Here is a 23,687-nt window from a genome sequence, read left to right on the forward strand (position 1 = left end):
CTAAATAGCTATGGTAAATTGTCTGCCGACCTTGGCTGTAAAGTCAAAATCTACATAGGTTTTAACAATGAATTTAGGTATAATTGCTGCTTTTGCCTACGGTATCTTCGCAATTGTTGGTGGAATTATTGGCTACGTGCAAGCGCGTAGTCTGGTTTCACTTCTGAGTGGTGGTGTTAGTGGTTTGTTACTGATTTTATTTGCTTACTGGTACTTGCAAGGACAACCTTGGGGTTTAACTCTAGCTGCTTTTGTCGCTGGGGTTTTGGTGGTTGTGTTTGCTTTGAGGTTTGCCAAGACACGCAAGTTTATGCCTGCGGGACTAATGATTGTTTTAGGGGCGCTGGCACTGGTGTTGATGGTGCATCAGTTGGTGGTTAAATAACATATAGATGAGTCTCCTGTTGTAGTACATTTATATTATTGTATAGCTGTGGCGATCGCTACAAATACTTTGATCAGGAAAAATCTATTTATTTGAATGTCTAAATGCGACGAGACTCAATGTGTACAAGTTTGAGCAACTAAGTCGCACAGAGGTAGAAGCAATGCTAGGAATTACACTCAAGGAAACACGAGTTTACCGAGAAATCAAAGAGGAAGGACTGCAAGAGGGAGAACAAAGAGGAAGAACCGCAGGAGAGCGATCGCTTGTTCTGCGTCAACTAACTCGTCGTGTGGGAGAATTATCTCAAGATGTGCGCGAACAAGTGGAAACTCTCTCCCTAGAACAATTAGAAAACTTGGGCGAAGCATTGTTAGATTTTACCAGTATGGCTGATTTACTCTCTTGGTTAGCAGCCACCTCAAAGTAAAAGTAAGTATTATTAAAAACTTAGCTTGTTGCTGAATGTCATAAATAATGACTAATATTTGACTGGAAAAAAGTCATCATCCTTTTGCCAAAGTATCCGGTTTTGCTGATTCACCAGTGATAAATAAAAATAAGATTGCATGTAATTTTGATATTTTTGGGTACAGTCGAGAGTTTACCCATTCAGCAACCGGGGTTTATGCGTTCATGTTCAAGTAAAAATTCAGCATCCAAGAGTCAGAAGTCAGAAATAATTATTCAGCACAAAATTCTGATTCCTGAATTCTGACTCGTGAATTTTTACATATCACTTTGATAAATTCTGCATATATTATTTTAACGTAATTTCAGGAATAATTAACATCCTGAATCAGTTTGTCATCCTAATTTTTCAGTAATATCCATCTTGAGACAGTTATTTATAGACAAGTCTTAAATTATTGCTGTGGATGGATGAGTTATTCCAGTTATCAGGTTTAGTTACCTCATGATCGTGAGATAACTAAGAAATCATATTTTTGGTGTTACTGAATATTTATGCTGATATTTAAATTAACTCAAAAGTGATATATTCATCAGGTATCAATAAACGCCAAATGCCTGACATAGCAGTATTTGTGACTGATTTATGTATTGTTGTATTTAATGATTTTAACGCTGCTATTAAAAAAAAATAGCAATCAGTAATTTAAATTACTTTTTGTTTTTTTGTTAAATCAGAAAATGTCACTGCAACAAATAAGGCTAGTAATTTCCACAATTGTATATTATGATTTTAAAGATTCGATAGCAAATAATGGTAATTTTTAAAGTAAAAATAAAGTTATTAATGCCATTTTGGCAGTTCTAAATATCAGAAATAAGATATTAGTGGAGAAGAAAGAATAATCGATATTTAGATACTTATAGTTATCTACTTAAATTCCTCAAGTAACAATAATCCTGAAAATAAGTAATTGATTATCTCAGCACTTTTACGAAATAGGAAATCAAATATGTTATTACCATTATCTTCTCAAAATGTTACCCAGTATCTGCACGCAGCAGGCTTGTGTAGCTTAGAAGATGGCGATTTAGACTTATCTCAGTTGCCAGGAAGTAGCAAAAAGAATTTCAATTTACTAGTGACTCTGGGAAATAATCAGCAACTGCTAATTAAACAAGAACAGCACCAGGAAAATGCGGGAAACCTGCATGAATTTTTTAATGAATGGCTGTTTCATCAATTACTCAAGCAGTTTCCAGTATTAGGTAATATTGGAGCGATCGCATCATTAGTAGTACATTACGATGAGGAAAATTCCCTCCTTGTCCGCAATTATTTAAGTGAATATCTGGAATTAGGTGGCTTTTATCAACATCACCATAGCTTTCCGACAGAGATAGCCACTGCTATTGGTACAACCATTGCAGCTTTACATCGCGCGACTTTTCAACGCCGCGAATATCGTGATTTTATGGCTACAGCGCCACAAGGACAGTATCGCTATAACTTTTACAACCCAGCGCAGGGTATAGAATCACTAACACCAGAGATTTTTGGTGCAGTGCCGAAATCAGCATGGCAATTTTATACTGTTTATCAGCGTGATGAGAGTTTAGAATCTGCGATCGCAGATTTAGCTTATGAGTGGAAACCTTGCTGTTTAACTCACAACGATTTGACGTTAAATAATATTTTGCTACATTCCCGTTGGGATAAATTAGATAACTGCTTAGTGCGCCTCATCGACTGGGAAGCCTGCGCTTGGGGAGATCCCGCATTTGATTTAGGTACTTTAATCGCCAGCTATTTAAATATTTGGCTTTCTAGTTTAGTTGTCGATGTCGCACTGGAATTAGAAGAATCCCTACAGTTAGCGATTATCCCACTAGAAGCGATTCAACCTTCATTATTAACTTTAATTCAAGCTTATCTCAATACCTTTCCCGCTATTTTAGAACACCGCCCAGACTTTGTAGAGCGTGTCATCCAGTTTGCCGGGTTAGGACTGATTCACCACATTCAAGCAAAAATTAACTATCAGCAGCAATTTTGTAATACTGATATGTGTACCCTACAAGTAGCACAGAATTTGCTAACCATGCCCGAAAAATCTGTAAACACAGTTTTCGGTGTTACTCAAGCAGAAATTATCCAACCGATGGCTACACAGCACCAGCTTACCCAACCGCAAAAATCACAAAAATTAATTCCCTTATATTACGAAAAAACCCGTTTACGCGGCTGTTAAAAATTTGTCCTTTCTCTTCATCTCCCTTCCCTTGTCTCCCTTATCTACCTACTCCCCACTCAAAATGCTAGACACCTCTACCAACCCTCTGTTAAATTCTCTGTTTGATATTGCGAAAAATATCCAGATAGAATCTAACTTTTCCATTCATCACCCTGAGTATCAAACTTTTGCCTTACCCGCGAAGGTAGCAGAAAGATTTCGGCAAAATTCTGCGGCGTTACAGCAAAAATATCTGACTTTGCTACTGCGTAATTTTCTTTATGGAATTTATTACAACGGTTCTTTGCAAAATGCGTTAGCGGTGAATGCTGATACGCCTCATTGCTTACCACAGCAAAATTTAGCGAACAATTCTCATTTGGGTATTGATTGGGAATTTTACGCCCAACTGCACGCGAATAACCACGGTAAAGGATATTTTGACTCTAGTTGGCAAGTGTTACGTCAGGAACCTGATGGAAGTATGGCGGTAACAAAATCTGGTTTGACATTATATATTGAACCAGATTGTCATCTCAAACCTCACAGCAAATCTGCTAAACCGGGTGAGTCAGTGTCTATTTGGATGCCAAAAAATCATTTGCAAAATGGCTGTTACGTGGCGGTAAGTGATGTAGGACAAGAACAGCAGAGTGTAGATGCAGAATTGGGAATAGGCAGAATTTATTTTAATATTACGGCAGATGGAGCGATCGCACTGATGGATAGTCTGACGCAACACCTCAACCAAGCGTCTCTTCCTTTTACCTTTCAAGTGCTTTACAATCCTAGAGCCTACGGACGCTACGACTCCGGCTTACTGTACTTTGAACGGGAAGACTACCCAGCAATTCACCAAATTCTCCAGGCTGTATATAAAGAACATCAATCGCATTTTCAGCCAGAAATACCTTTATTTACCAAGTTTTTAGCCCCAGGTCTAAGTTTAGCCGAAGAACCAATTCAAAAATTCGCCATTCAAGAAACTTTTGGGATGAACCGTTGCCAAATTGTTGCTCATGCTTTACTAGAAGTATGGCAAAAAGGTAAAGATGCCATAGAAGAAAGAATGAACTCAATTGAAAAACACTTTGCCCTCCACTCAGTTGACTTACAACGCCCTTACTTAAACCCTAGTTCTGAAGATATATATTACCCCTTAACAGTGAGATAATTTGATATGGCAAGTTATTCGCTTGCTACTTTGTTTTTTAATTTTTAATTAGACAAAAATGTCTTTTATTTATAACCGTACTGTGCGCTTTGCAGATACTGATGCGGCGGGTGTAGTTTATTTTGCTAATGTTTTGAGCATTTGTCATGAAGCTTATGAAGCATCTCTCAACGCATCGGGAATGAATCTCAAAGCTTTTTTTACTAAACCTTCAGTGGCTTTTCCAATTGTTCACGCCAATGTCGATTTTTTCCGACCGATGTATTGCGGAGATGAGTTGAATATTAGTTTAATTCCCCAGAAATTAAGTGCTGATAAATTTGAAATTGCTTACGAAATTACAATTGCAGATGTGTTAGTGGCTAAAGCTATCACTCGCCATGTTTGTATTGATGTGAATAGTAGAACTAAGCAAGAATTATCTGCGGAAATTATGCAGTGGTTGGAAACGAACCGCAGAGACGCAGAGGGCGCGGAGAGGAGGAAATCACGGGAGGTAATGTGATAAGTATGTGGACACAATTATTTAGAAGACGCATTTCGACTTCTCCCCAAGGGAGACGCTACGCGAACGCTCAATGCTCGATAAACTGACTAGAAGAGGGTTGAGCGAAGTCGAAACCCTGTCATCTCAAGTTAGTTTTAATTTAGTCCTTCTACTTAGCAATCTAAATGGTTTACAAACATCTCTCTCCCTTATCTATCCCATCCTCCTTGTCTTCCTTGTCTCTGTTACTACAAGTGATTACGGTTTATTCGCTTGCTCAAAATTAGGGTAAACATAATCTTCAAATAATTTACCAATCTTAGGACATCTTTTGGCTGCCTTTGCTACTAATTCTTGGTAATCTTGGCGGACATCAAGATAATAACTTGCTTGGCGTTTGCCAATTTTTGGTAGCCAAGCAGTATGCAAAGTCATCGCAAAATGAAGTGGCTGTTGAGATGGGGGACTGGATAATCTACATACAGGGCCTTTAGATAAATGATTGGCATCAAAAATCCAATATTCATTTTCTTGGCCATGCCAAACTGTGCAGACAATATAACCATCTGTGGGTTTTTCTGCACCACGATATGGCATAAACTGAGGCGAAAGCACTACATATCCTGGTGGTAGTTCGTAGCTATCAACAATTGCTGGTGATTCTGTGGATGAAGCATGAAGTCTAAACAAGTATGCTGGTACGCCACTACGTGCCATGTCTAAGACTTTTTCAAGAGGAATTAAGCGATTTTTGTAATTTTGATACTGAGTGACAACAAATTTGGTCATTAAGTCTTTCCATAGCCCAAAAGAACACCAATAAATATCATCTAGATATTTTAAAGGTTGTCCTTGAGAATCTTGGTCAGGATAAGTATAAAGGTCTGTACCCCAGGTACATTTAGCATCAGAAATAATGTGCGACTGGAGAATATTTCCGCTTTCTCCATGAATTACATAACGTCCCATTCGCCCAAGATCAACTTGACCAGGTACCATTCCACACAAATCTTCTGGTTTATATTGAGGATAAGCAGAAACATCATATTGTCTTACCCATTCCGAGACATCCATACCAGCAATATGCGCGGCATTCAGTGTAATATTTCCTTCAGGATTTTCGTAATCTACTAAAAAATGTGCTGCTTCTAATGGCAAGATAACTTTTTTGACTGTTACTGTTTTAGTATTTGGTTGCAACTGATTCCGTGGCACAATATAAACTGCCGAGTATGGCAAAGGCGGTTCTTCTAATATATCTCTGAGTATGTTTTCCAGGCGTTTATAATGGGGTAAAGGATTATTTAAGACTTGTTCTACCCCCATCGTAAAAGATGTATCCATAATCACGATATAGTCTTTCGTGACCCCGATTTGGTGTATAGTTTGTTCAATTTTTACGGGAGAACTATCAGGTAAAACTAATTGCCACTGTTTTAAAGATGTTGCCCCATCCCAACACATAACAGAAACAAAGTCTTTGATTTTTATTGGTGATTTATTGAACCATTTGAAGTAATTGCCATAAAGATAGCCAAATATTGATAATAAAGATTGAGATACAGCATTTAAACTACTTTTAAGCAGTTTCGGTTGCCACAAGTTACAGATATTATGTAGCCATTGGTCAATCAAGTGAATAACAGCAATTGAGTCTAAAAAATTAAATAATGATCTGCCATAATTAACTGTAAACATCTCTTTGCTATGAGGGTCAAAAGCAGGATGGGCAGTACTCAAAAATGGTTGAAAAGGTGCATTATATCCTTGTACTTCTGATTGCCATTCTTGATTAGATCCTACTGGGGTAACAACATCGAGACTTTCAGTATCAATTTCATAAGGACGGCCAGCATCGTAGGTAACTAGTAACCTTGCTGGTGTATCTTCGGAAAACTTCATCGGGAGAAAAGCTGTGTTTAGCTGGTTACGAATACCCAATGGAACGGAAAATCTCGTCAGTCCATGATTACTAAAACGAAATTTTTGATACTGAGAGACAGAATCAGTTGCTTTGTCAGCATAATAATCAGGTGGTTTGGCTATGCGCGTAGTTAATTTCACTTGATTTTCGGTATCAAAATCTAGCCGATAAATCATCCCATCGCCGCACAATAAAGAATCTCCATCAGGATAGGGTAAGCCGCCAGAGTTAACGGTTCCTATGGAAGTAACCATAAAAACATGCCCCTGCACATCCGTGGGGAGAGTTCCTTCGAGGACTTGCAAGGGTAGCTGGTTATATTCGTATTGATTAGCATTTCTTATTGATGGTGGAACTGGTGGAGAGTCTTGGAAATTACTGGTAGACATAGATATTTATTACACCTGATGATTTTAGGAAACAATTGATTCTGGCTGGTAATGCAGGCGATCGCAGAAATATTCGGCATACAACCTACAGCTAGGTGTAGCTTGATTTCCGTAGAGATTAACCAACCCCATACTTTGCAACTTGAACGCTTGCTGTAGATGTAATTCCACTGGTTGAGGGGATTTAATCACCTGTGCAAATGTGTCCACTAGTTCTGGATTTTGTTGGAGATTCCACCACTGTTGTTGCAGATGTTCACGATAAATGCCATCCGAACTCAGAGCAGTTGATAACAACTCTTCTACACTGATACGGTGTTGCCATAAATAATAACAAGCTAATCTCACAAGGTAGGGTTGACCACCGACCAAATCGAAAAGTTTTTCTAATGATTGCTCTCCAAAATTCAACCCATAGCGATCGCCTAAAGTCTGAACTTGCTCTTTGTTGAAGTTATGTAATTCAACTGGTAAACCCACATTAAAAGGTGACTTATTCACACTCAAGGGAATATATACTTCTGTAGCGTGGGCTACAACTAGCCGTAATTTTTTCCAAATTTCTCGATTTTTAGCTTCTTCATGCCAAGCGCGTAACAACCCAAAAAAATCATCAGCTAAATCTGGATATTGAAATAAGCGATCGACATCATCCAAACCCAAAACAATTGGGTTAATTATTTTAGCTAAAATATAATGTTCAAAATAAATTTTGGCGCTAATTTTGCTTCCAAATAGCTCATCCCAATAGTCTGCTAGTTGGTTTTGTAAATCCAAACCCAGACTGATACTTGCACAAAACCAACGTAAGAATTTATCTAAATCTTGAAATATGGCTGTATCAGCCAGTTGAAAACTTAAAGATACAGTATGATAACCCTCATTATTGGCAGACTGAAGAATTCGGGACATCAATGAAGTTTTCCCCATCCGTCTTGGGGCTTTAATTCGGATTAATGCTCCTGGTTGCAAAATAGCTTTATAACAATTAGCTTCAACGGGAGGGCGTTCTACATAAAATCGAGAATCAAGCGGTACTTGACCTTCTGGTATTTCTGGTTCTGGTTCTGCTGCTGACAAGTTAGTACTTAAAGCTTGATTTCGCTGTGGTAATTCTGGAAGACAATAGTCACTCTGCTCTAAAACTAGATTAAACCCTTGAAAACAGTACTTTAAAGTTTGCTTGTCTACTCCTACTTCACAAGCAAATATCTTCATAATTGAATCGACTGATAAACCTGTGCGATCGCTCAATGCTTCCAGAGTATACCGATGACCATTATTTTCCCGAATCTCTGCTTCAGACTTAGCTGTTTGAAGTTTCTTTAATCCTTGAGGTGTTAGAAGTACACCTCGTCTGCGTCGAGCTTTATTTGCGTACATTGTTATTATCAAGCCTGATCAGCACAATCAAAAAGAACTAAAAGTTCTGTTCAATATTTTCGCAAATTCAGCATGATTTGTTATGTTTAGTTCTTTATTCGTTTCTGTGTTCATGAGAAAATCGGCTGACAATCATATCTCTATTAAACCAGTGCATCAAATCTGGACTGATTCAGCAGTTCCTTGGGCTTATATTGCTGTTGATCTGCCTAGTTTTCCCCGGAATCGTGATGTTTAATGATTTTTGTAATTTTTGTATTTCGATGCGATCGCTAAATCCTAGTTCCAATACAGCCACCCTTGCTATACGTGCGTAGGGAGAGTTAGGTGTGTAGAAGAGTTTCATAGTTTACAAATAGATAAAGGCAGCTGCATATATAGTTTGCAGACTGCCACAAAAATATTGACTACTTCAGGAAATACAGAGATGAGAGGTGTAAAAACTGACTGTTTCCGACTCAAAAGCTCAATTAAGCAAGAGCAGGTTCGCGTCGATTGTATACAGAAGCATCTCCCTTAATGGCTTCGCTGTGCTTACCATCAATCCCAACAGGAACATCACCCACAATCGTGACTCGCTGAACGTGACGGGGTTGGTTGCCGTAGTCAGCAATTGCATAATGTTGTGTAGCGCGGTTATCCCAAAAAGCAACATCGCCAACTTGCCAACGCCAACGCACTGTATTTTCGGGGCGAGTTATGTATGCTTGCAATAATTTGATAATTTCATCAGATTCATTCTGTGATAAACCACGAATGCGGCGCACAAAACCACCAATGAACAAGCCGCGTTCTCCCGATTCAGGATGGACACGTACAACTGGATGTAAAGTTTCATATACGGTGGAAGTGAACACCGCCCGATGGGCTAATACATCTTCTGGTAAATCAATCACAGCTGCGGCATAGTCGTAGGCGTTACTGTGTACAGCCCAAAGTTGATCAGCCAGGTCACGTAGTGGAGTTGGTAAATCTTGATATGCAGTTACTGAGTTTGCCCAAATAGTATCGCCACCATTTGGAGGAATCACCAAAGCCCGCAAAACAGAGCCGAGTGGTGGACGGTCTACAAATGTCACATCAGTATGCCAGTTGTTAGCACGGCTGGAAGTGCGGCTGTAATCAAGGTCAAGAACTTCTGGGTGTCCTTCTAAAGAAGGAACGGTGGGATGAGCTGTGGTGATTTCACCAAACCGCCGCGCAAAAGCTACTTGTCCATTAGCATCAAGTTGTTGACCACGAAAGAAAATTACCTTGTATTGGACGAGGGTTTGGCGAATATCGCTGATTAACTCATCGCTGAGGTTTGCACTCAAATCAATGCCAATGATTTCTGCACCGATGCGTCCAGCAACTGGTTTGATATCAAAATATTGAGAACTCATGATGATTCTAGACTCCAGAAAAATTCGTAAGTTAAAACTTGCTCTCAGATTAATGTCTGAGGATTCCTAATGAGCAGATTTAGTTCTAAACGCCAGGGGTAGAACCGCCATCCACCAGAATTTCTGTGCCTGTAATAGAAGCGGCTAAGTCAGATACTAAAAATAATGTGAGTGCAGCAATTTCTTCTGGTGGTACGATTCTGCCTAGAGGAATTCCTTGTAATGTTTCTTCCTTGGCTTGTTCTACACTAATTCCCCGTGCTTGGGCATTCTGTTCGGCTAAACGTTCGGCGCGTTCGGTGGCTGTTGCACCGGGTGAAATTGCGTTGATCCGAATGTTGTGTTGAGCTAATTCTTTGGAAATTCCCCGTGTGAAGTTGAGTAAGGCGGCGTTAGTTGTACCACCGGGCAGAAAACCAGGGCGGGGTGTTCTACCTGCACCACCGATGATGTTGACAATTCGACCATCACGGCGATTTTTTTGATGGGGGACAACAGCTCTCACTAAACGAATGTAGCCCAATAACTTTAAGTTCCAAGCATCGAGAAAGACATCATCGTTGAGGTCGAGAAAGGAACCGGCACGGGCTGAACCAGCGTTGTTAACTAAAATATCAATTTGACCAAACTGCGCCAAGGTTGTAGAAACAACTGTATCTACACTGGCTGCTTGAGTCAGATCAGCACTGATAGCAATTACTTTCGCGCCTGGAGTGGGTAGAGATTGAATGGCGCTGACGGCGTTCTCTAGTCGTTCTTGGTTGCGAGCTGCGATCGCAACATTCACACCCTCACTATAAAGAGCTTTCGCAACGGCTAACCCAATCCCCGCACTACCACCAGTGACGATCGCTGTTTTCCCTGCTAGGTGTAACTCTAAGCTCATAAGAATTAATACTCCAATTGGGGAAACATCAAATTTCCAACAACTCTTCATATTGCTGATTCAGCACTGATTGTTGTTGATTTTTAAATGCACTAAATTTATTAAGTACTATAAATCTATCGATTTACCGTATTTAATGTAGAAAAAGTTATCATAAGACAACCTCCAGAAGCAAGACCCCTAGAGATTTCGGATTTAACCTGACTAGGACTTACAGATGAAAATGAAAAATTAACAGTGGGGGACAGGGTGAAGAGGTGTAGACATCCAAAATCTTTACAATGTTTTCACAAATATTGGCAATATCAGTATGTCTCCCAATGACATTCCCTATCTATCAGTTGATACTGGGTAAATAAGATACCAAATTATAGGGTTCCAGGTTAGTCATCTGGGCAGCTATCAGGGGGTAGGTGCTTCGTCACAAGCGAATGTCATCTACCCCTTTATGTATTTGATAATAGGTGATAAATTACAAGTTTTATCTCAGCAGAATCAAGAAAGTGATAATACTGATGAACTTACAACCAATCGCGTAGTTTTTGATGTACCTGCGCTAAGTACCACATATAATCATCAATTTGATATTGAGTAGCAGCTTTGACTATATATTCTTGTGCTAAATTCAAATTATTTTCTGATTCATACAATAATCCTAAATAAAGATGACTATAAAATTTACCCTTAATTCCTTCTGATTCACCAATCTTTAAAACTTCATCAGGAGTACAATCACCAGCAAATAAATTATAAACAAATCGCATAACTCTTCTGGGGTCATTTTTGACTTTTAATAGAGAATTACTTGCGGCTTCTTTACCTTGCCAACGAGCTATACATAAATAGCGCCACACAGTTTCTTCAACATCATTAGCATTCACCGTTAAATCAATTTCAAACTGTTGAGCGCCTTCAGCAAATCTTTCTGCATAATAGTAAGATAAGCCTCGTTGCCAGAGATATGGTTTAAGCCGAGGTTCGATATTTTCAGCCGTGTCGAAATCTTGAATTGATTCAGCAATGTTAGCTAATTGAAATTTCACCATACCCCGCCGAATATAAGCTTTGGGATTATTTGGTTGACGGCGAATTAGATCATCCCAATCTTGAAGTTGATTTTCTAAAGAGTTGCTGAAAAACATGGATAGTTATTTTAAGTAATGAGCGATGAGTAATGAGTTATGAGTTATGAGTTAATAGGACTTACACAGAATTAGGAAAAAACGTAGACTTGCACATGACTTACCACAGAGTACCGCAAAGGACGCATAGAAGTAATAGGGGCTAATTTTACAAGAACGGCTAGGATACGAAGTTAAAGAGTTTGAGGGAGTTTCTACGTAAGCCCTATACTCATAACTCATAACTCATAACTCATAACTCATAACTCATAACTCATAACTCTTTTTGCGTAAGTCCTGATTAATATCCCAGCCAAGAGGTAGAAGAAATAACCAGCAATATTCGGTAATTTGGGGCTAGTTTATCAAAAATTAGGAAAAGCGCCCGTGGTTCCCATTAGAGATAATAATCCTACAGAAATTACCCCTTATGTAACTTATGGCTTAATTGCTGCTAATGTTCTGGCTTTTATTTATGAAAGTAGCCTTCCACCCCAAGCATTAGATAGTTTTTTCCATCTGGCGGCTGTAGTTCCCCGTGAACTGAGTTTAAGCTTTGCTGGGGTGTCTTTGCATCAAACAGTACCAGAGTGGGCAACTTTAATCACCTCACAGTTTTTGCATGGTGGCTTACTGCACTTGGCTGGCAATATGTTGTTTCTGTGGATATTTGGTAACAACGTTGAAGATAAATTAGGTCATGCCAAATACTTATTGTTTTATTTAGCTTGTGGTGTGTTAGCGTCTTTGACCCAGTGGTACTTCTCCCAAGATTCTAACATTCCATCTTTGGGGGCTAGTGGTGCGATCGCCGGAGTGATGGGCGCATATATTCTCCGGTTCCCCAAAGCCGAAATTCTGGGTGTTGTACCTTTAGGCATTTTCTTCCCAACTTTCCGAGTTCCCGCCTATTTCTTTTTAGGATTTTGGTTTCTTCAACAATCCTTCTACGGACTTGCTAGTTTAGAAGCACCTACTAATATTGGGATGGAAAGCGGCGGTATCGCTTACTGGGCGCACGCTGGCGGGTTTATCTTTGGGGCTATTCTTGGCCCAGTTTTGGGTTTATTTAGCGACAAATCCCCCGAAGAATCGTGGTACAGGTAACACAAGTTTGGATTGTTGATTTTAGCAAGCAATATTCCCCACTCCCCACTCCCTACTCCCCACTCCCTATTCCCCACTCCCCACTCCCTACTCCCCACTCCCTATTCCCCACTCCCCACTCCCCACTTTCTCCCAGGTGCAATTATCAAAATTTTTCAACTGCCAGCTACACAAGCTATATTGCAGTTAATTGATAATTAGGAAAAACACCTGTGTTTCCACTCTATGACGAAAACCCAACGCGAATCAAACCGTATTTCACTTACGGTTTGATTGGCATGAACGTTTTAGTTTTTCTTCATGAAGTGAGTTTGTCTAATGTCCAGTTGAATCTTTTTTTCCGCGAGTATGCTGTAGTACCCCAAGAGTTAACCTACAACTTTTCCGGTGAGTGGATAACTTTAATTACATCGCAGTTTCTCCACGGTGGTTGGTGGCACTTAATATCCAATATGGTCTTCTTGTGGGTCTTTGGCAACAACATCGAAGACCGTTTGGGTCATTTCAAATATCTGATTTTTTATTTGGCTTGCGGTGCTTTAGCCGCTTTGTCCCAGTGGGCGATAGGAATTGAGTCTCCTATTCCTTCTTTGGGGGCTAGTGGTGCAATTTCTGGAGTTTTAGGTGCATATTTAATTCGCTTTCCTCATGCCAGAATTACAACCTTAGTATTTTTAGGTTTTTTTGTCACTACAATTAGCGTTCCCGCACTGGTAGTCATTGGCATTTTCTTTATACAAAATGTCATCTCTGGTCTCGCCAGCCTGCAAGCTGCTGCTAATATGAGTGTCCAAACTGGGGGCGTTGCTTATTGGGCGCATATCGGTGGCTTTGTGTTTGGAATTATACTTGCGCCCTTGTTTGGTTTATTTAAACGTGACTATGAATAGGACTATCAAGAGTACTGATTGCTGAGTATAGAGGGTGTAAGGGCTTCGCCGTGAACTTCAGCAAGCCCTAGGTATTCAACATCCTTACACCCTTTTTCTAGCTCACGCTGGAATTTCAATCATAAATTCTGTACCTTCGCCTAAAACAGAATTGCAACTTAACTTACCACCATGAGTATCTTCAACTATTTGTCGAGCTATAGCCAATCCTAATCCCGTCCCTTTACCGACTCCTTTAGTAGTAAATAAATGGTCAAAGATTTTTTGCTTTACTTCTGTACTCATTCCTTTACCATTATCAGCAATTGAGATTTTGACGTATTTATCTGCTATCAATGTTGTAATTGTAATGCGGTTAGGATGAGCTTGAATTTCTGCAAAACTCTTACCAGTATTTGATTCATCTAAAGCATCAATAGCATTGGCAAGAATATTCATAAATACCTGATTTAACTGTCCAGGAAAACATTCTATTTGGGGTAAATCACCATAATTGGTCACAACTTCAATTGCTGGACGTTGTTCGTTAGCTTTGAGGCGATGTTTGAGGATTAAAATTGTGCTGTCAATGCCTTCATGAATATTAAATGGTACTTTGTAATCTTTATCTGCTCGTGAGAAAGTACGCAGACTAGTGCTGATATTTTTCAGGCGATCGCAAGCCATGACCATTGAATTAAGCATTTGCGGCAAATCTTCTAAGGTGTAATCTAAATCGATTCCTTCCGCATGATCTCTGATGTCATCGCCGGGATTTGATAGAACTCCTTGATATAGTTTCAGATGTGCAACAATATCTGCAAAGGCAGGTTTAGTTTGCTTTAAGGTTGCAGAAATAAAACCGAGAGGATTATTCATTTCATGAGCAACTCCAGCCACAAGATTCCCCAAGGCAGACATTTTCTCACTTTGGACAATTTGTAAATTCGCTTGTTGCAATTCATGTAATGCTGTAGCTAATTCTTGGGATTTTTGGAGAATTTCGGCTTCGGATTGCTTGCGATCGCTAATATCTTTTGTAAAGACAAAATTGTATTCTTTATCTTTAAATTTTACATAGTTAACATTGACTTCAACAGGATAAATATTGCCGGATTTATGCTGATGGTAGCTTTCAATAGTGAACGAACCTTGATTGCGAATTGCTTGCCAATGTTCTGCCCATAATTCTTGAGAAAAAACAGTATCGATGTCAAAAACGTATTTACCAATCATCTCTTCTCGACTATATCCCAACCCTTTACAAGTAGCATCATTGACATAGAAAATCCGACCATCTGGCTCAAGCCACCAGACAGAAATAGTCGTCTGATCAATTGAAATTTGATTGAGTAATGCCTTTTCCAGAGCTTGTTGCATTTGTTGGTAAAGCCGAGCATTTTCTAATGCTATGGCAGCTTGAGCCGAAAGTATCTGAACAACTTGGAGACGTTCTTTAGTAAATACTCCTGCTGCGGCGCGACTTTCAAGATATAGTATGCCTACCAAATTACCTTGCTTAATAATCGGTGTACATAAGACACTTTGGGGTTGATATATGAGCATATATTCGGCAATTATCCCCGGAATCTCTGTTTGGCAATTATCTATGACAATTGTTTGTTGCGTATTTTTGACATAATTGATAATGTTTACAGGGATATCTCGACAATCATCAAGTAATTGTGTAGAAATTGTTGTTTGTGGAGAATTTATTTCCGCATTAATTGAGGTAATGGCACGAATTTGTAAAACATCATCCTGATTGAGAATTAATGCAGATTTATCAGCACCGGAATTTTGCAGGATAATTTGGGTGAGGTTGGTAATTAACTCATCTAATTCGATATTGCTAGAAATAGTTTGAGCCGCTTTGAGTACGCTAGTAAAATCCAGGACATCGGAAATACTCGTGCTAGTAATATCAACTTGAGTCGATACAGATTTTAAAGGAAGGGGAAGGGAAGTAATAGTTTCCCAAGGATTAAGGTTGATCTGTTTTTGTTCGATGATCGGTTTGAGTAGCTGGGGATAGCGTTTTTCTAAATCCTCTGCTTTTGCTTTTGCTCCCCAACGGGCATAACAATAATAAGCTTCCTGCATATACAAAATGGCAAATTTTTCTCTACCCCAATCGAGATAAAATTTAGCAGCCAGTTCGTTAGCTAAAGCTTCATCTTGAACAAATTTGTTTTCTTTAGCTAGAGAAATAGCGTTGTCATAACATTCAATCGCTTCAACTTTGTTACCCAATACTCTATGATGTTCGCCTGCGACTAATTCCCAGCGATGGCGATGATTGCAAGCCGCTAAAGTTGCCCAATGCTGTAATTTGTCTTGATGTTGTTGCACTGTGAGCAAGATTATCTGACGCTCTTGTGTGGATGCTGTTGAATACTGGGTTAATTGAATCAAGGCATCATAAAAATGGTAAAGGGGAACCATAAATTGCCCGACGCAACCATCTAGATATTTTCCAGTTTGAGTAGATGCTTGAAATGCCTCACTGTTTTTTCCAAAGAGATAATAGAGAAATGCTTGGTTGAGATGCCACATACACAACGCCGACCTTTGATTGGTAGCTTGTAGTTGAGGGAGAGACAATTCCTGGTTAAAAATATTTCCACTCAGGCGATGTGGCACTTCTGCTTGCCCTAACAAATTTAGTACAGTTTGTTGATAAACTTCTTGACAATCTAAGACGATTTCTTGTTTGTATCTATCAATAATTTGACGATAAACATCCATTTTTTGTGCAAGTTCTGTTAGTTCTAGCCCTGTATGGTAAGCGTAATAACAGTACGAAGAAGCACCTCGGCAACCCATCTCAATATCTCCGATTTCTAGCCCACTGTAGTAGGTTTCTTCTAGTCCAGCAAGCACTTGAGAAAGAGGAGCTTTCCAATGTTTAATGCAGAGATGAACTATATACAAGTTGCGGGTTTTTAATGATGTCAATTGAAATTTTTCTCGCAGGTTTAATGCTAATTCTCCAAACAGATAACCGTTTTCGATATCGCCAATAACGCCACATAAAATCAACCCATAATCACCGTAAGCAAATACAGAAACAGGACAGTTACCAAATTTGATAGATAATTCTACCTGCTTGAAAATTAGCAATGGCATGAGATTGGGAGCAGCCATATAAGCAGGAGGTATCAAAGCCGTCAAGATTTCCATTGCTGCTACCAGATGGGGATCTGTCATAGCTGGGTAATCTAGGAAATTGCTGGGGTCTTTGTCTCCCCAGAGTAACCGCGTTATGCCAAATGTCTGGCCAATATCTGCTTCGGTGGGTTGTTCGGGAAATTCAATCCCCAAGGAATTTAACAAATTTAACCCCATTTGCAACGAATTTAGGAGTTTTCCTTGGGCGTTAGCTCCTAAAATTCGAGTTTGTTGAATTTTGATCTTATCAAGTAAGGTTTTTGCTTGTTGCAACACCACACTTGCCCACTGTTCCATCTGCTCAAAATCAGTTTTGACATAGCTGGCTTCGGCAATTTCTTCATAAAGTGCCAAAGTCAGGGGATAATGACTTTCCCAAGCAGTTACAGGCAACAATTCTATCCCCGTGCCTAAATAGTTAATGGCTGCACTATAGGCGGTGGCAACTTTAGCTTTACGTCCAGCTGCGAGATTTAGTTCAGATAAATTTTCTCGCTCTTGGGGTGTAGTAATTAGGGCTATACCGAAATTTAAATGATTGACGATATCAAATAATCGTTCTTCTCTTTCACTGGGGTGAGAATTTTGTAATAATAGCCGACCGATTTGTAGGTGAGTGCTTTGTTTCTGCTCGTCAGCAATCAGTGAATAAGCTGCTTGTTGTACTCGGTCATGTAAAAATTTGTAGGTGACAGTTTCTTGATTTTCTAATGTCTGTGATTGGGTTTCTTGTCCGACATAAAACTTATAAACTTCATTAATTGGTAAAATCAAACCTTCTTGTAATGCTTTCCACAATGCAGATGCAGTTTCAATTTGAGATTTTTGGGAAACAATAGCCAAAGTATTTAAATCAAAGGAGTTACCAATACAAGCCGCTAACTGCAATACATCTTGAGTTAATTTTGGTAGTTTTTGCAGTTGCAAACTCATAAAAGTAACAACGTCATCTGTCACTGCTAGAGTTTTTACTTGGGTGATGTCACATTGCCAACATCCTAACTCAAAATTAAATGTAATTAATCCTTCTTGATGTAGTGCTTTGAGAAATTGTGTGGCAAAAAATGGATTTCCTTGAGTTTTTTGATAGATTAGTTCAGAAAGATTATCTGCTAATTCTTCTGGAGATTTGAGTGTATCGGCAACTAACTGATTGACCGTGTTTTGAGTTAGTGGTTTTAAAGTAATTGTATTAATCTGTGTTTGTTTTTTGTGCAAATCGCCCAAAGTCAACATTAATGGATGTCCTGGTAGGACTTCGTTATCACGGTATGCACCAATTAATAACAGATGACTGGTATCAGCCATTAATAACTGGATTAATTTTAATGATGCCGAATCTGCCCATTGCAAATCATCTAAAAACATCACTAGGGGATGTTCTGCACTGGTAAATAATTGAGTGAATTTTTGAAATAATAAGTTAAAGCGATTTTCGGCGGCTGTTCCTGATAATTCTACTGCTGGGGGTTGTTCGCCAATAATTTTGGCTAGTTCGGGGATGACTTCAATGATTACTTGACCGTTTTCACCAACAGCTTCTAATATTTTGTGTTTCCATTGCTGAATTTGGACATCATTTTCAGTTAATAATTGCCCCATTAAATCCCGGAAGGCTTGGACAAATGCACTTAAAGGGATATTGCGATTAAATTGGTCGTATTTCCCTTTAATAAAATAACCGCGTTGTCTAACAATGGGTTTATGTACTTCATTAACAACGGCTGTTTTCCCAATTCCCGAAAACCCAGCCACCAGCATCATTTCTGTTGCACCCTCAGTGACTCGCTCAAAGGCTTCTAGTAGGGTGTTTACTTCGGTTTCTCGTCCATACAGTTTATCAGGAATGATGAAGCGATCGCACACATCCCGTTGTCCAATCTCAAAGCTTTGAATTTCAGCAGTTTCTTTGAGTTGAATTAAACATTTTTCTAAATCAAATTTCAACCCCAACACACTCTGATATCTGTCCTCAGAATTTTTCGCCATTAATTTCCTGACGATTTCTGAGATAACTGAAGGGATATCTGGATTAATTTCATTTACTAACGGTGCTGTTTTAGCAAGATGAGAATGTACTAATTCCATCGCATCATTAGATGAGAATGGTAACTCTCCCGTGAGTAATTCATAAAAAGTTACACCAAGGGAATAGAAGTCTGTACGGTAGTCAATCACTCGGTTCATTCTCCCTGTCTGTTCTGGAGAAATGTAGGCTAATGTTCCTTCTAAGACATTAGTTTTAATTAAGGTTTGGGTTTCTCGTGGTAATAAAGATGCAATACTAAAGTCAATTAATTTAACTTGTTTGGTTTGGGGGTTAATTAAGATATTGCTGGGTTTAATATCTTTATGAATTATCCTTTCTTGGTAGAGTAAGTCTAGGATGTTACAGAGTGCGATCGCTATTTCTAAAAATTGCTGGAGAGATATTCGGGGTTCTCTCATTTGCCACTGTTTCAGAGAAATTCCGCCAAAGTCTTCTAGTATCAAGACATAACTATTTTGATATGCTTCTAAACTATAAGTTTGAACAATTAAATGTGAGTTGAGATTCTTTGTGATGGTGTATTGGTTACGAAATGATAAGAGTTCGCTAAAACTGGGATAAGGATTTTTCAGCACTTTCATGACTACAGGTAATGAGTCAATTTCTCTGTATCCCCGATAAACCAATGTTCTCGCACCATTATAAATTTCTTCTGTGATTTGATATCCAGGAATACTGATCAGAGTAGTTATCATACCTATTAAAGCCTTAAAATCTCTGGCTTTAGTATTCCCAGATACAGACAATATTTTACCGGCGAGTTTAAATTACCTGCCTATTTGACGATTTTCAGTCTGATTACGTATCTTTGAACAACCTGAGAATACTGGATTTCTACTCAGTACTTAAAATTCTGTTGGCCTTGAATTTACTTGCTACAAGTATCTCTGTGTAAAGCACTCAGCACTTCGCTACAGTTAGCATCATCCGAAGATTCCGCATACCTGTATCTGTGCTTACTTTGTCTTTACACAATGTATGCTAGAGTTTCTCAACTAATGGTTTTTATTACATTCGCAAAATTTAAATAATTATGGCAGATCAATCAGATTTTCTCTCAAATCTCTCTGATTTTCTTTATCCTCGCAGTTGCTATTATGGTCAATTCAAACCAGAATACCTAGTATTTAACGCGAGTCTACAAGAATTTGCTCAAAGAGTCAGCTACATTAGTAACCTGCAAACTAACGGTAAACTTTCACCAGAAGAAGCTTACCAGCAAATCAGAACTTTGTGGAAACAATTAAAACATGCCAAAAAACAACTAGAAATTACCAAAGAGGCATTTGGTAGCAATAATCCTCAACAATAGTCAATCATTTTTAATAAAAAAGATTTTTGTTCCTCGGCGCTAACTTTTGCGTTGAAACTGATAGCACTCGGCTTTACTCCAACGGCAAAACATCATGGAAATGGTTGTAGTCGATGTAACGATGACCATCGGAGGTGTGATGCAGGATATCAACAAATCGATGATTCCATAAAATCTCATTAGTCCCATAGCTATGACGTGCATGAACAACTTGTGCAACGGTTTCATCAATGCCTGTTAAAGAGATCATCAATACACTATTGGTTTGAATTAAAGAATCTGGTGTCACACCATATAAAGGACTAGATTCATCAATGATGTGCATAACTGACCAGCTTAAGGCAAAGCCTGGGGTTTGCTGTCGCAAAAGTTTAAGATCATAAATACGACGCATAAACTCACCTTCGGCGGTAATTTCATCACGCATTAAATAAACCCGCATCTGGGCTTCTAAAATTAAATTCCGTCGCTGGTTAGCGGTGCGAAACATGAGAGTTGGGGCTTGTTCATAGGGAACAATGACGGCCACACGGCTAAAAATGACACGGGCTGTGGGCCGAGAAAACCGGGCAAAGGCTAACCCCGTCATCATAGCAATTCCCATGACACCCGCGATCGCTTCAATCGTCACAATAATATTGGCGTAATTTGTCTTGGGATACATTGCCCCGTAACCAATCGATGCCAGAGTCTGCACACTAAAGAAAAAAACATCTAAAAAAGAACCAGGACGGGCATTAGCAATGCAATCTCCGCCTAATAAATACGCCAACGCAAATAGAGTATTAATAGCTACGTAAACCGCAAAAATTACTAGTACAAATCCAGACCAGGGAATTGTTAAGAGTAAATGATAGGGATCGCGCCAATAGGAGTGCCAGACACCCAAACCCATAATTTCAACGTTACCATTGCGGTACTTGAGATGGACAATGGGTTGTGAACGCTGTCGTTGTTGGCGTACAGGTTTTTTAAATGGAAATTTCATTGGTGTAGCTAAAATAACGGCAAATCATGATGATCACTAGGGTGACAAGCCCTTGTTTACATTCTTTGCAGTTTTTGACCCCCTTTTTTTGTCTCTTTGTGAGAAATCCGGGGTTGCCCTATGATTCGCAACAAGTTCTTACCTGACTTAGACATCTAACTACCTATATTTACGTTTTTGCATATAGCAGGAGACAGGTGATAGGTGACAGAGTTAAAAGCTTTGTGGTGTCTAAGTTTTATTATTTATCGATGTCCTAACCAACTTGGCTACTGCTATACCTGAATTTAACTGAATTTTTAGAGTCCTGAATTTAACTGAATTATTGATTGTAAAAGTCAAGGATACTTTGAATTGTGGCAAGCCACTTCCAGCCATAGACAAACATTAGCTAATACGCTGATTGCAATGGCAAAAACGCTGAATAATTAGCAGCGAGTGGGAGAGGACTTGCCAATCACTCGTTTTTCTATATTCGCATTGTTCACTTTTCGTTCTGCTGGTCAATGCGTAAATTTTACTCACGTTAAATTAGGAGAAATATCATGAGTTTCAATCCTGCAAATACAAAATTTTTTGTGACACCCTTTGGTTGCCACAAAACGGGTTGGTAAAAAGCCCTAAATATCGCCAACAATAAAATTTAAGTGAATCTACCGTGTATCACATGGAGAAGATGGACGTAATTCTCCGTGTAATACAAGTAAAAGTAGCGAGCTTGTCACTAGTCGCTACGTAGATTCTGAAAGCCTTGCAGGGCAAGGCTTTCAAAAATAAAACTGCTACTTTACCTGAAAATCGCCAAAAAAGTGAACAGGGCAACCAAACAGCGCAAGTTTTTTCATAATTTTGCGTAGGTCTTGATAAGTCATGGGTATTTACTCATTACTCATCACTCACACCTCATGCTCAACTGCCAATTCCCCACTCCCCAAATCTAAAACAGTAATATCTAACTGTGGTTCATGGGTTTCTACAACGGGTTTTCTGACTCTGTAAGGAATTTCCTCGATCGCCAAGTTATCGTTATCGAGGTCATCGTAAATTAGCTGTAAATGCTTTTCATTCAGATGATGGAATATCTTACCACTGTATTTACTGGCATCTGCACCTAAACCTTGGATACGAATTAAACCATTAAATACAGTCGCCCTGGCTAAATAAATTACTGGGTCATCACGAAAGGGGACATTGACGGTAGTTGTAGCGGTGAGATGCGCCATCCCTCTTTCGTCCATTTCCTTGCCTAAAGCTATGGCCGTTTTTTCCAGTCCGCGAATAGCGACGATCGCAGCTGCCACAGCCATTGTAATATCTGTACCATCGTCAGCTAAAACCTTCTGGGATGAAAGAAACTCGTAATTTTCTTCGCCAATGTCACGGCGTAGGCGTTGATGGACGATGTTACGGGGATTGTAATGTGTTAGTGCGCCAACAATTGCCCCACAAGCCGCACGGGGTTCGCGCCACAAAGATTCTTGGGTTTTGCCGTAGATTAATTGTTCACCTAAATCTAAACGTCCGACATGGGTTTTTAAATCGAGGGCGGCGAGAATAAAAGATTGAGAATTACCTGCATAAATTTGAGTGCGCCAAGTTTCATCTAATTGATGGGCGATGGTAACGTGGGCTAAGGTTGCGCCATCATCAGTACCGCCGCCTGTGGGGAAAAACGTCTCTGTTTTTAACTCACCAATTTCTGATAAAGTGGCAAACCGGGAAGCAACCACATCACGATACGTTCTAGTTGACTCGCCTTGGTGAATGCGATCGCCACAGTTAGTATATGCCAAGGTGGTGACAACACTCGGTAAACTCAAATCAGCCGCACAAGCTTTTAAATCCGAAATACTCGCCCCAGCAAATTGTAATTCATCTCGGAGTATTTGCAGACCATTCACCAGAGTATAGCGATCGCTAACAATTTCATTGAGGTAGATATTTTTTGCACTATCCTCTTGTCCAAATCTGGCGGATAGTTCCCAAAACTTGTCAATTCTGGCACTCGCTAAAGATGGATCAAATGCTGAAAACATAAGTATTTGGCGGTAATAACTGGGTAAAGAAGAAGTCAGGAGTCAGAGTTGTAATTTCACCCTGCCACTGTATAAAATTTATGATGAATTCCGGCTTTTTACTTTTATGTAAACAATTTCTGCTGAATTTTAATCCCAAATTTGTAGAGAGCTTGTATACAAAGTCTCTACTTACGCAGTGAGACGAAAAACTAGGGGTTTTGGGAAGAGTATCAGGGTTCAGAGGTATAGGGGTGTATGTATCCAAAACTCTTACACCCCACACCCCTTAACCCTTACACCCAGTCTCCACAGACAATTTTTGTGCGTAATACCATTTCACGAAAAGTTCGATACAGATGTAAACTCTGAAGGCTTTGCTGCATCTAATTTTTT

Annotated in this window: 16 protein-coding genes and 1 pseudogene; 9 read left to right on the plus strand and 8 right to left on the minus strand. The window is 39.3% G+C overall.

Annotated elements, in window-relative coordinates:
• Positions 1 to 67: 67 nt before the first annotated feature.
• The 5 genes and pseudogenes from H6G77_RS09750 (at position 68) to H6G77_RS09770 (ending at position 4,709) form a co-directional block, all read left to right on the plus strand.
• Entirely contained in the window at positions 68 to 385 is a 318-nt protein-coding gene (locus H6G77_RS09750) for a TMEM14 family protein (protein WP_190592874.1), read from the plus strand.
• 109 nt (positions 386 to 494) lie between these two features.
• Positions 495 to 815 (plus strand): annotated as a pseudogene (locus tag H6G77_RS09755) (DUF4351 domain-containing protein); the annotation flags it as partial.
• Positions 816 to 1,809: 994 nt separating this feature from the next.
• Positions 1,810 to 3,048 (plus strand): phosphotransferase family protein, encoded by a 1,239-nt coding sequence (locus H6G77_RS09760; protein ID WP_190871460.1) that lies wholly within the window; start codon positions 1,810 to 1,812, stop codon positions 3,046 to 3,048.
• A gap of 64 nt (positions 3,049 to 3,112) precedes the next feature.
• Positions 3,113 to 4,204: a T3SS effector HopA1 family protein gene (locus tag H6G77_RS09765; RefSeq protein ID WP_190871461.1), complete on the plus strand. Its 1,092-nt coding sequence runs from the start codon at positions 3,113 to 3,115 to the stop codon at positions 4,202 to 4,204.
• Between the two features lie 58 nt (positions 4,205 to 4,262).
• Complete coding sequence (locus H6G77_RS09770; RefSeq protein WP_190592870.1) at positions 4,263 to 4,709, plus strand: thioesterase family protein; 447 nt, start codon at positions 4,263 to 4,265, stop codon at positions 4,707 to 4,709.
• A gap of 240 nt (positions 4,710 to 4,949) precedes the next feature.
• Here H6G77_RS09770 and H6G77_RS09775 read toward each other — a convergent pair whose 3' ends face one another.
• Complete coding sequence (locus H6G77_RS09775; protein ID WP_190871462.1) at positions 4,950 to 7,004, minus strand: carotenoid oxygenase family protein; 2,055 nt, start codon at positions 7,002 to 7,004, stop codon at positions 4,950 to 4,952.
• Between the two features lie 24 nt (positions 7,005 to 7,028).
• Positions 7,029 to 8,387, minus strand: coding sequence for an AAA-like domain-containing protein (locus H6G77_RS09780; protein WP_190592868.1), 1,359 nt, complete (start codon positions 8,385 to 8,387; stop codon positions 7,029 to 7,031).
• 82 nt (positions 8,388 to 8,469) lie between these two features.
• Here H6G77_RS09780 and H6G77_RS09785 point away from each other — a divergent pair, with 82 nt between their 5' ends.
• Positions 8,470 to 8,625 carry a hypothetical protein gene (locus H6G77_RS09785; RefSeq protein WP_190592867.1) on the plus strand — a complete coding sequence of 52 codons (156 nt, stop codon included), beginning with the start codon at positions 8,470 to 8,472 and terminating at the stop codon, positions 8,623 to 8,625.
• A gap of 232 nt (positions 8,626 to 8,857) precedes the next feature.
• On the opposite strand, the gene H6G77_RS09790 is transcribed toward H6G77_RS09785, so the two are convergent.
• The 3 genes from H6G77_RS09790 to H6G77_RS09800 form a co-directional block, all read right to left on the minus strand.
• The gene (locus H6G77_RS09790; protein WP_190592866.1) at positions 8,858 to 9,772 is read right to left on the minus strand and encodes a TauD/TfdA family dioxygenase; all 915 of its coding nucleotides are present in this window, start codon (positions 9,770 to 9,772) and stop codon (positions 8,858 to 8,860) included.
• Positions 9,773 to 9,857: 85 nt separating this feature from the next.
• The gene (locus H6G77_RS09795) at positions 9,858 to 10,658 is read right to left on the minus strand and encodes an SDR family oxidoreductase (protein WP_190871463.1); all 801 of its coding nucleotides are present in this window, start codon (positions 10,656 to 10,658) and stop codon (positions 9,858 to 9,860) included.
• A gap of 521 nt (positions 10,659 to 11,179) precedes the next feature.
• Positions 11,180 to 11,800, minus strand: coding sequence for a hypothetical protein (locus tag H6G77_RS09800; protein WP_190592864.1), 621 nt, complete (start codon positions 11,798 to 11,800; stop codon positions 11,180 to 11,182).
• A gap of 366 nt (positions 11,801 to 12,166) precedes the next feature.
• On the opposite strand from H6G77_RS09800, the gene H6G77_RS09805 reads away from it, so the two are divergent.
• Positions 12,167 to 12,886 (plus strand): rhomboid family intramembrane serine protease, encoded by a 720-nt coding sequence (locus H6G77_RS09805; RefSeq protein WP_190871464.1) that lies wholly within the window; start codon positions 12,167 to 12,169, stop codon positions 12,884 to 12,886.
• A gap of 212 nt (positions 12,887 to 13,098) precedes the next feature.
• Positions 13,099 to 13,776 carry a rhomboid family intramembrane serine protease gene (locus H6G77_RS09810; protein ID WP_190592862.1) on the plus strand — a complete coding sequence of 226 codons (678 nt, stop codon included), beginning with the start codon at positions 13,099 to 13,101 and terminating at the stop codon, positions 13,774 to 13,776.
• Between the two features lie 102 nt (positions 13,777 to 13,878).
• Here H6G77_RS09810 and H6G77_RS09815 read toward each other — a convergent pair whose 3' ends face one another.
• Positions 13,879 to 19,671: an ATP-binding sensor histidine kinase gene (locus H6G77_RS09815; protein WP_190871465.1), complete on the minus strand. Its 5,793-nt coding sequence runs from the start codon at positions 19,669 to 19,671 to the stop codon at positions 13,879 to 13,881.
• A gap of 338 nt (positions 19,672 to 20,009) precedes the next feature.
• Between H6G77_RS09815 and H6G77_RS09820 the strand changes: the two genes are divergently transcribed.
• Complete coding sequence (locus H6G77_RS09820; protein ID WP_190592860.1) at positions 20,010 to 20,288, plus strand: hypothetical protein; 279 nt, start codon at positions 20,010 to 20,012, stop codon at positions 20,286 to 20,288.
• 73 nt (positions 20,289 to 20,361) lie between these two features.
• On the opposite strand, the gene H6G77_RS09825 is transcribed toward H6G77_RS09820, so the two are convergent.
• Positions 20,362 to 21,276 carry an ion channel gene (locus H6G77_RS09825; protein WP_190871466.1) on the minus strand — a complete coding sequence of 305 codons (915 nt, stop codon included), beginning with the start codon at positions 21,274 to 21,276 and terminating at the stop codon, positions 20,362 to 20,364.
• Positions 21,277 to 22,172: 896 nt separating this feature from the next.
• Complete coding sequence (locus H6G77_RS09830) at positions 22,173 to 23,312, minus strand: hypothetical protein (protein WP_190871467.1); 1,140 nt, start codon at positions 23,310 to 23,312, stop codon at positions 22,173 to 22,175.
• Positions 23,313 to 23,687: the final 375 nt, after the last annotated feature.

The sequence above is a fragment of the Aulosira sp. FACHB-615 genome, from assembly GCF_014698045.1.
In the GTDB taxonomy this organism is placed as follows: domain Bacteria; phylum Cyanobacteriota; class Cyanobacteriia; order Cyanobacteriales; family Nostocaceae; genus Nostoc_B.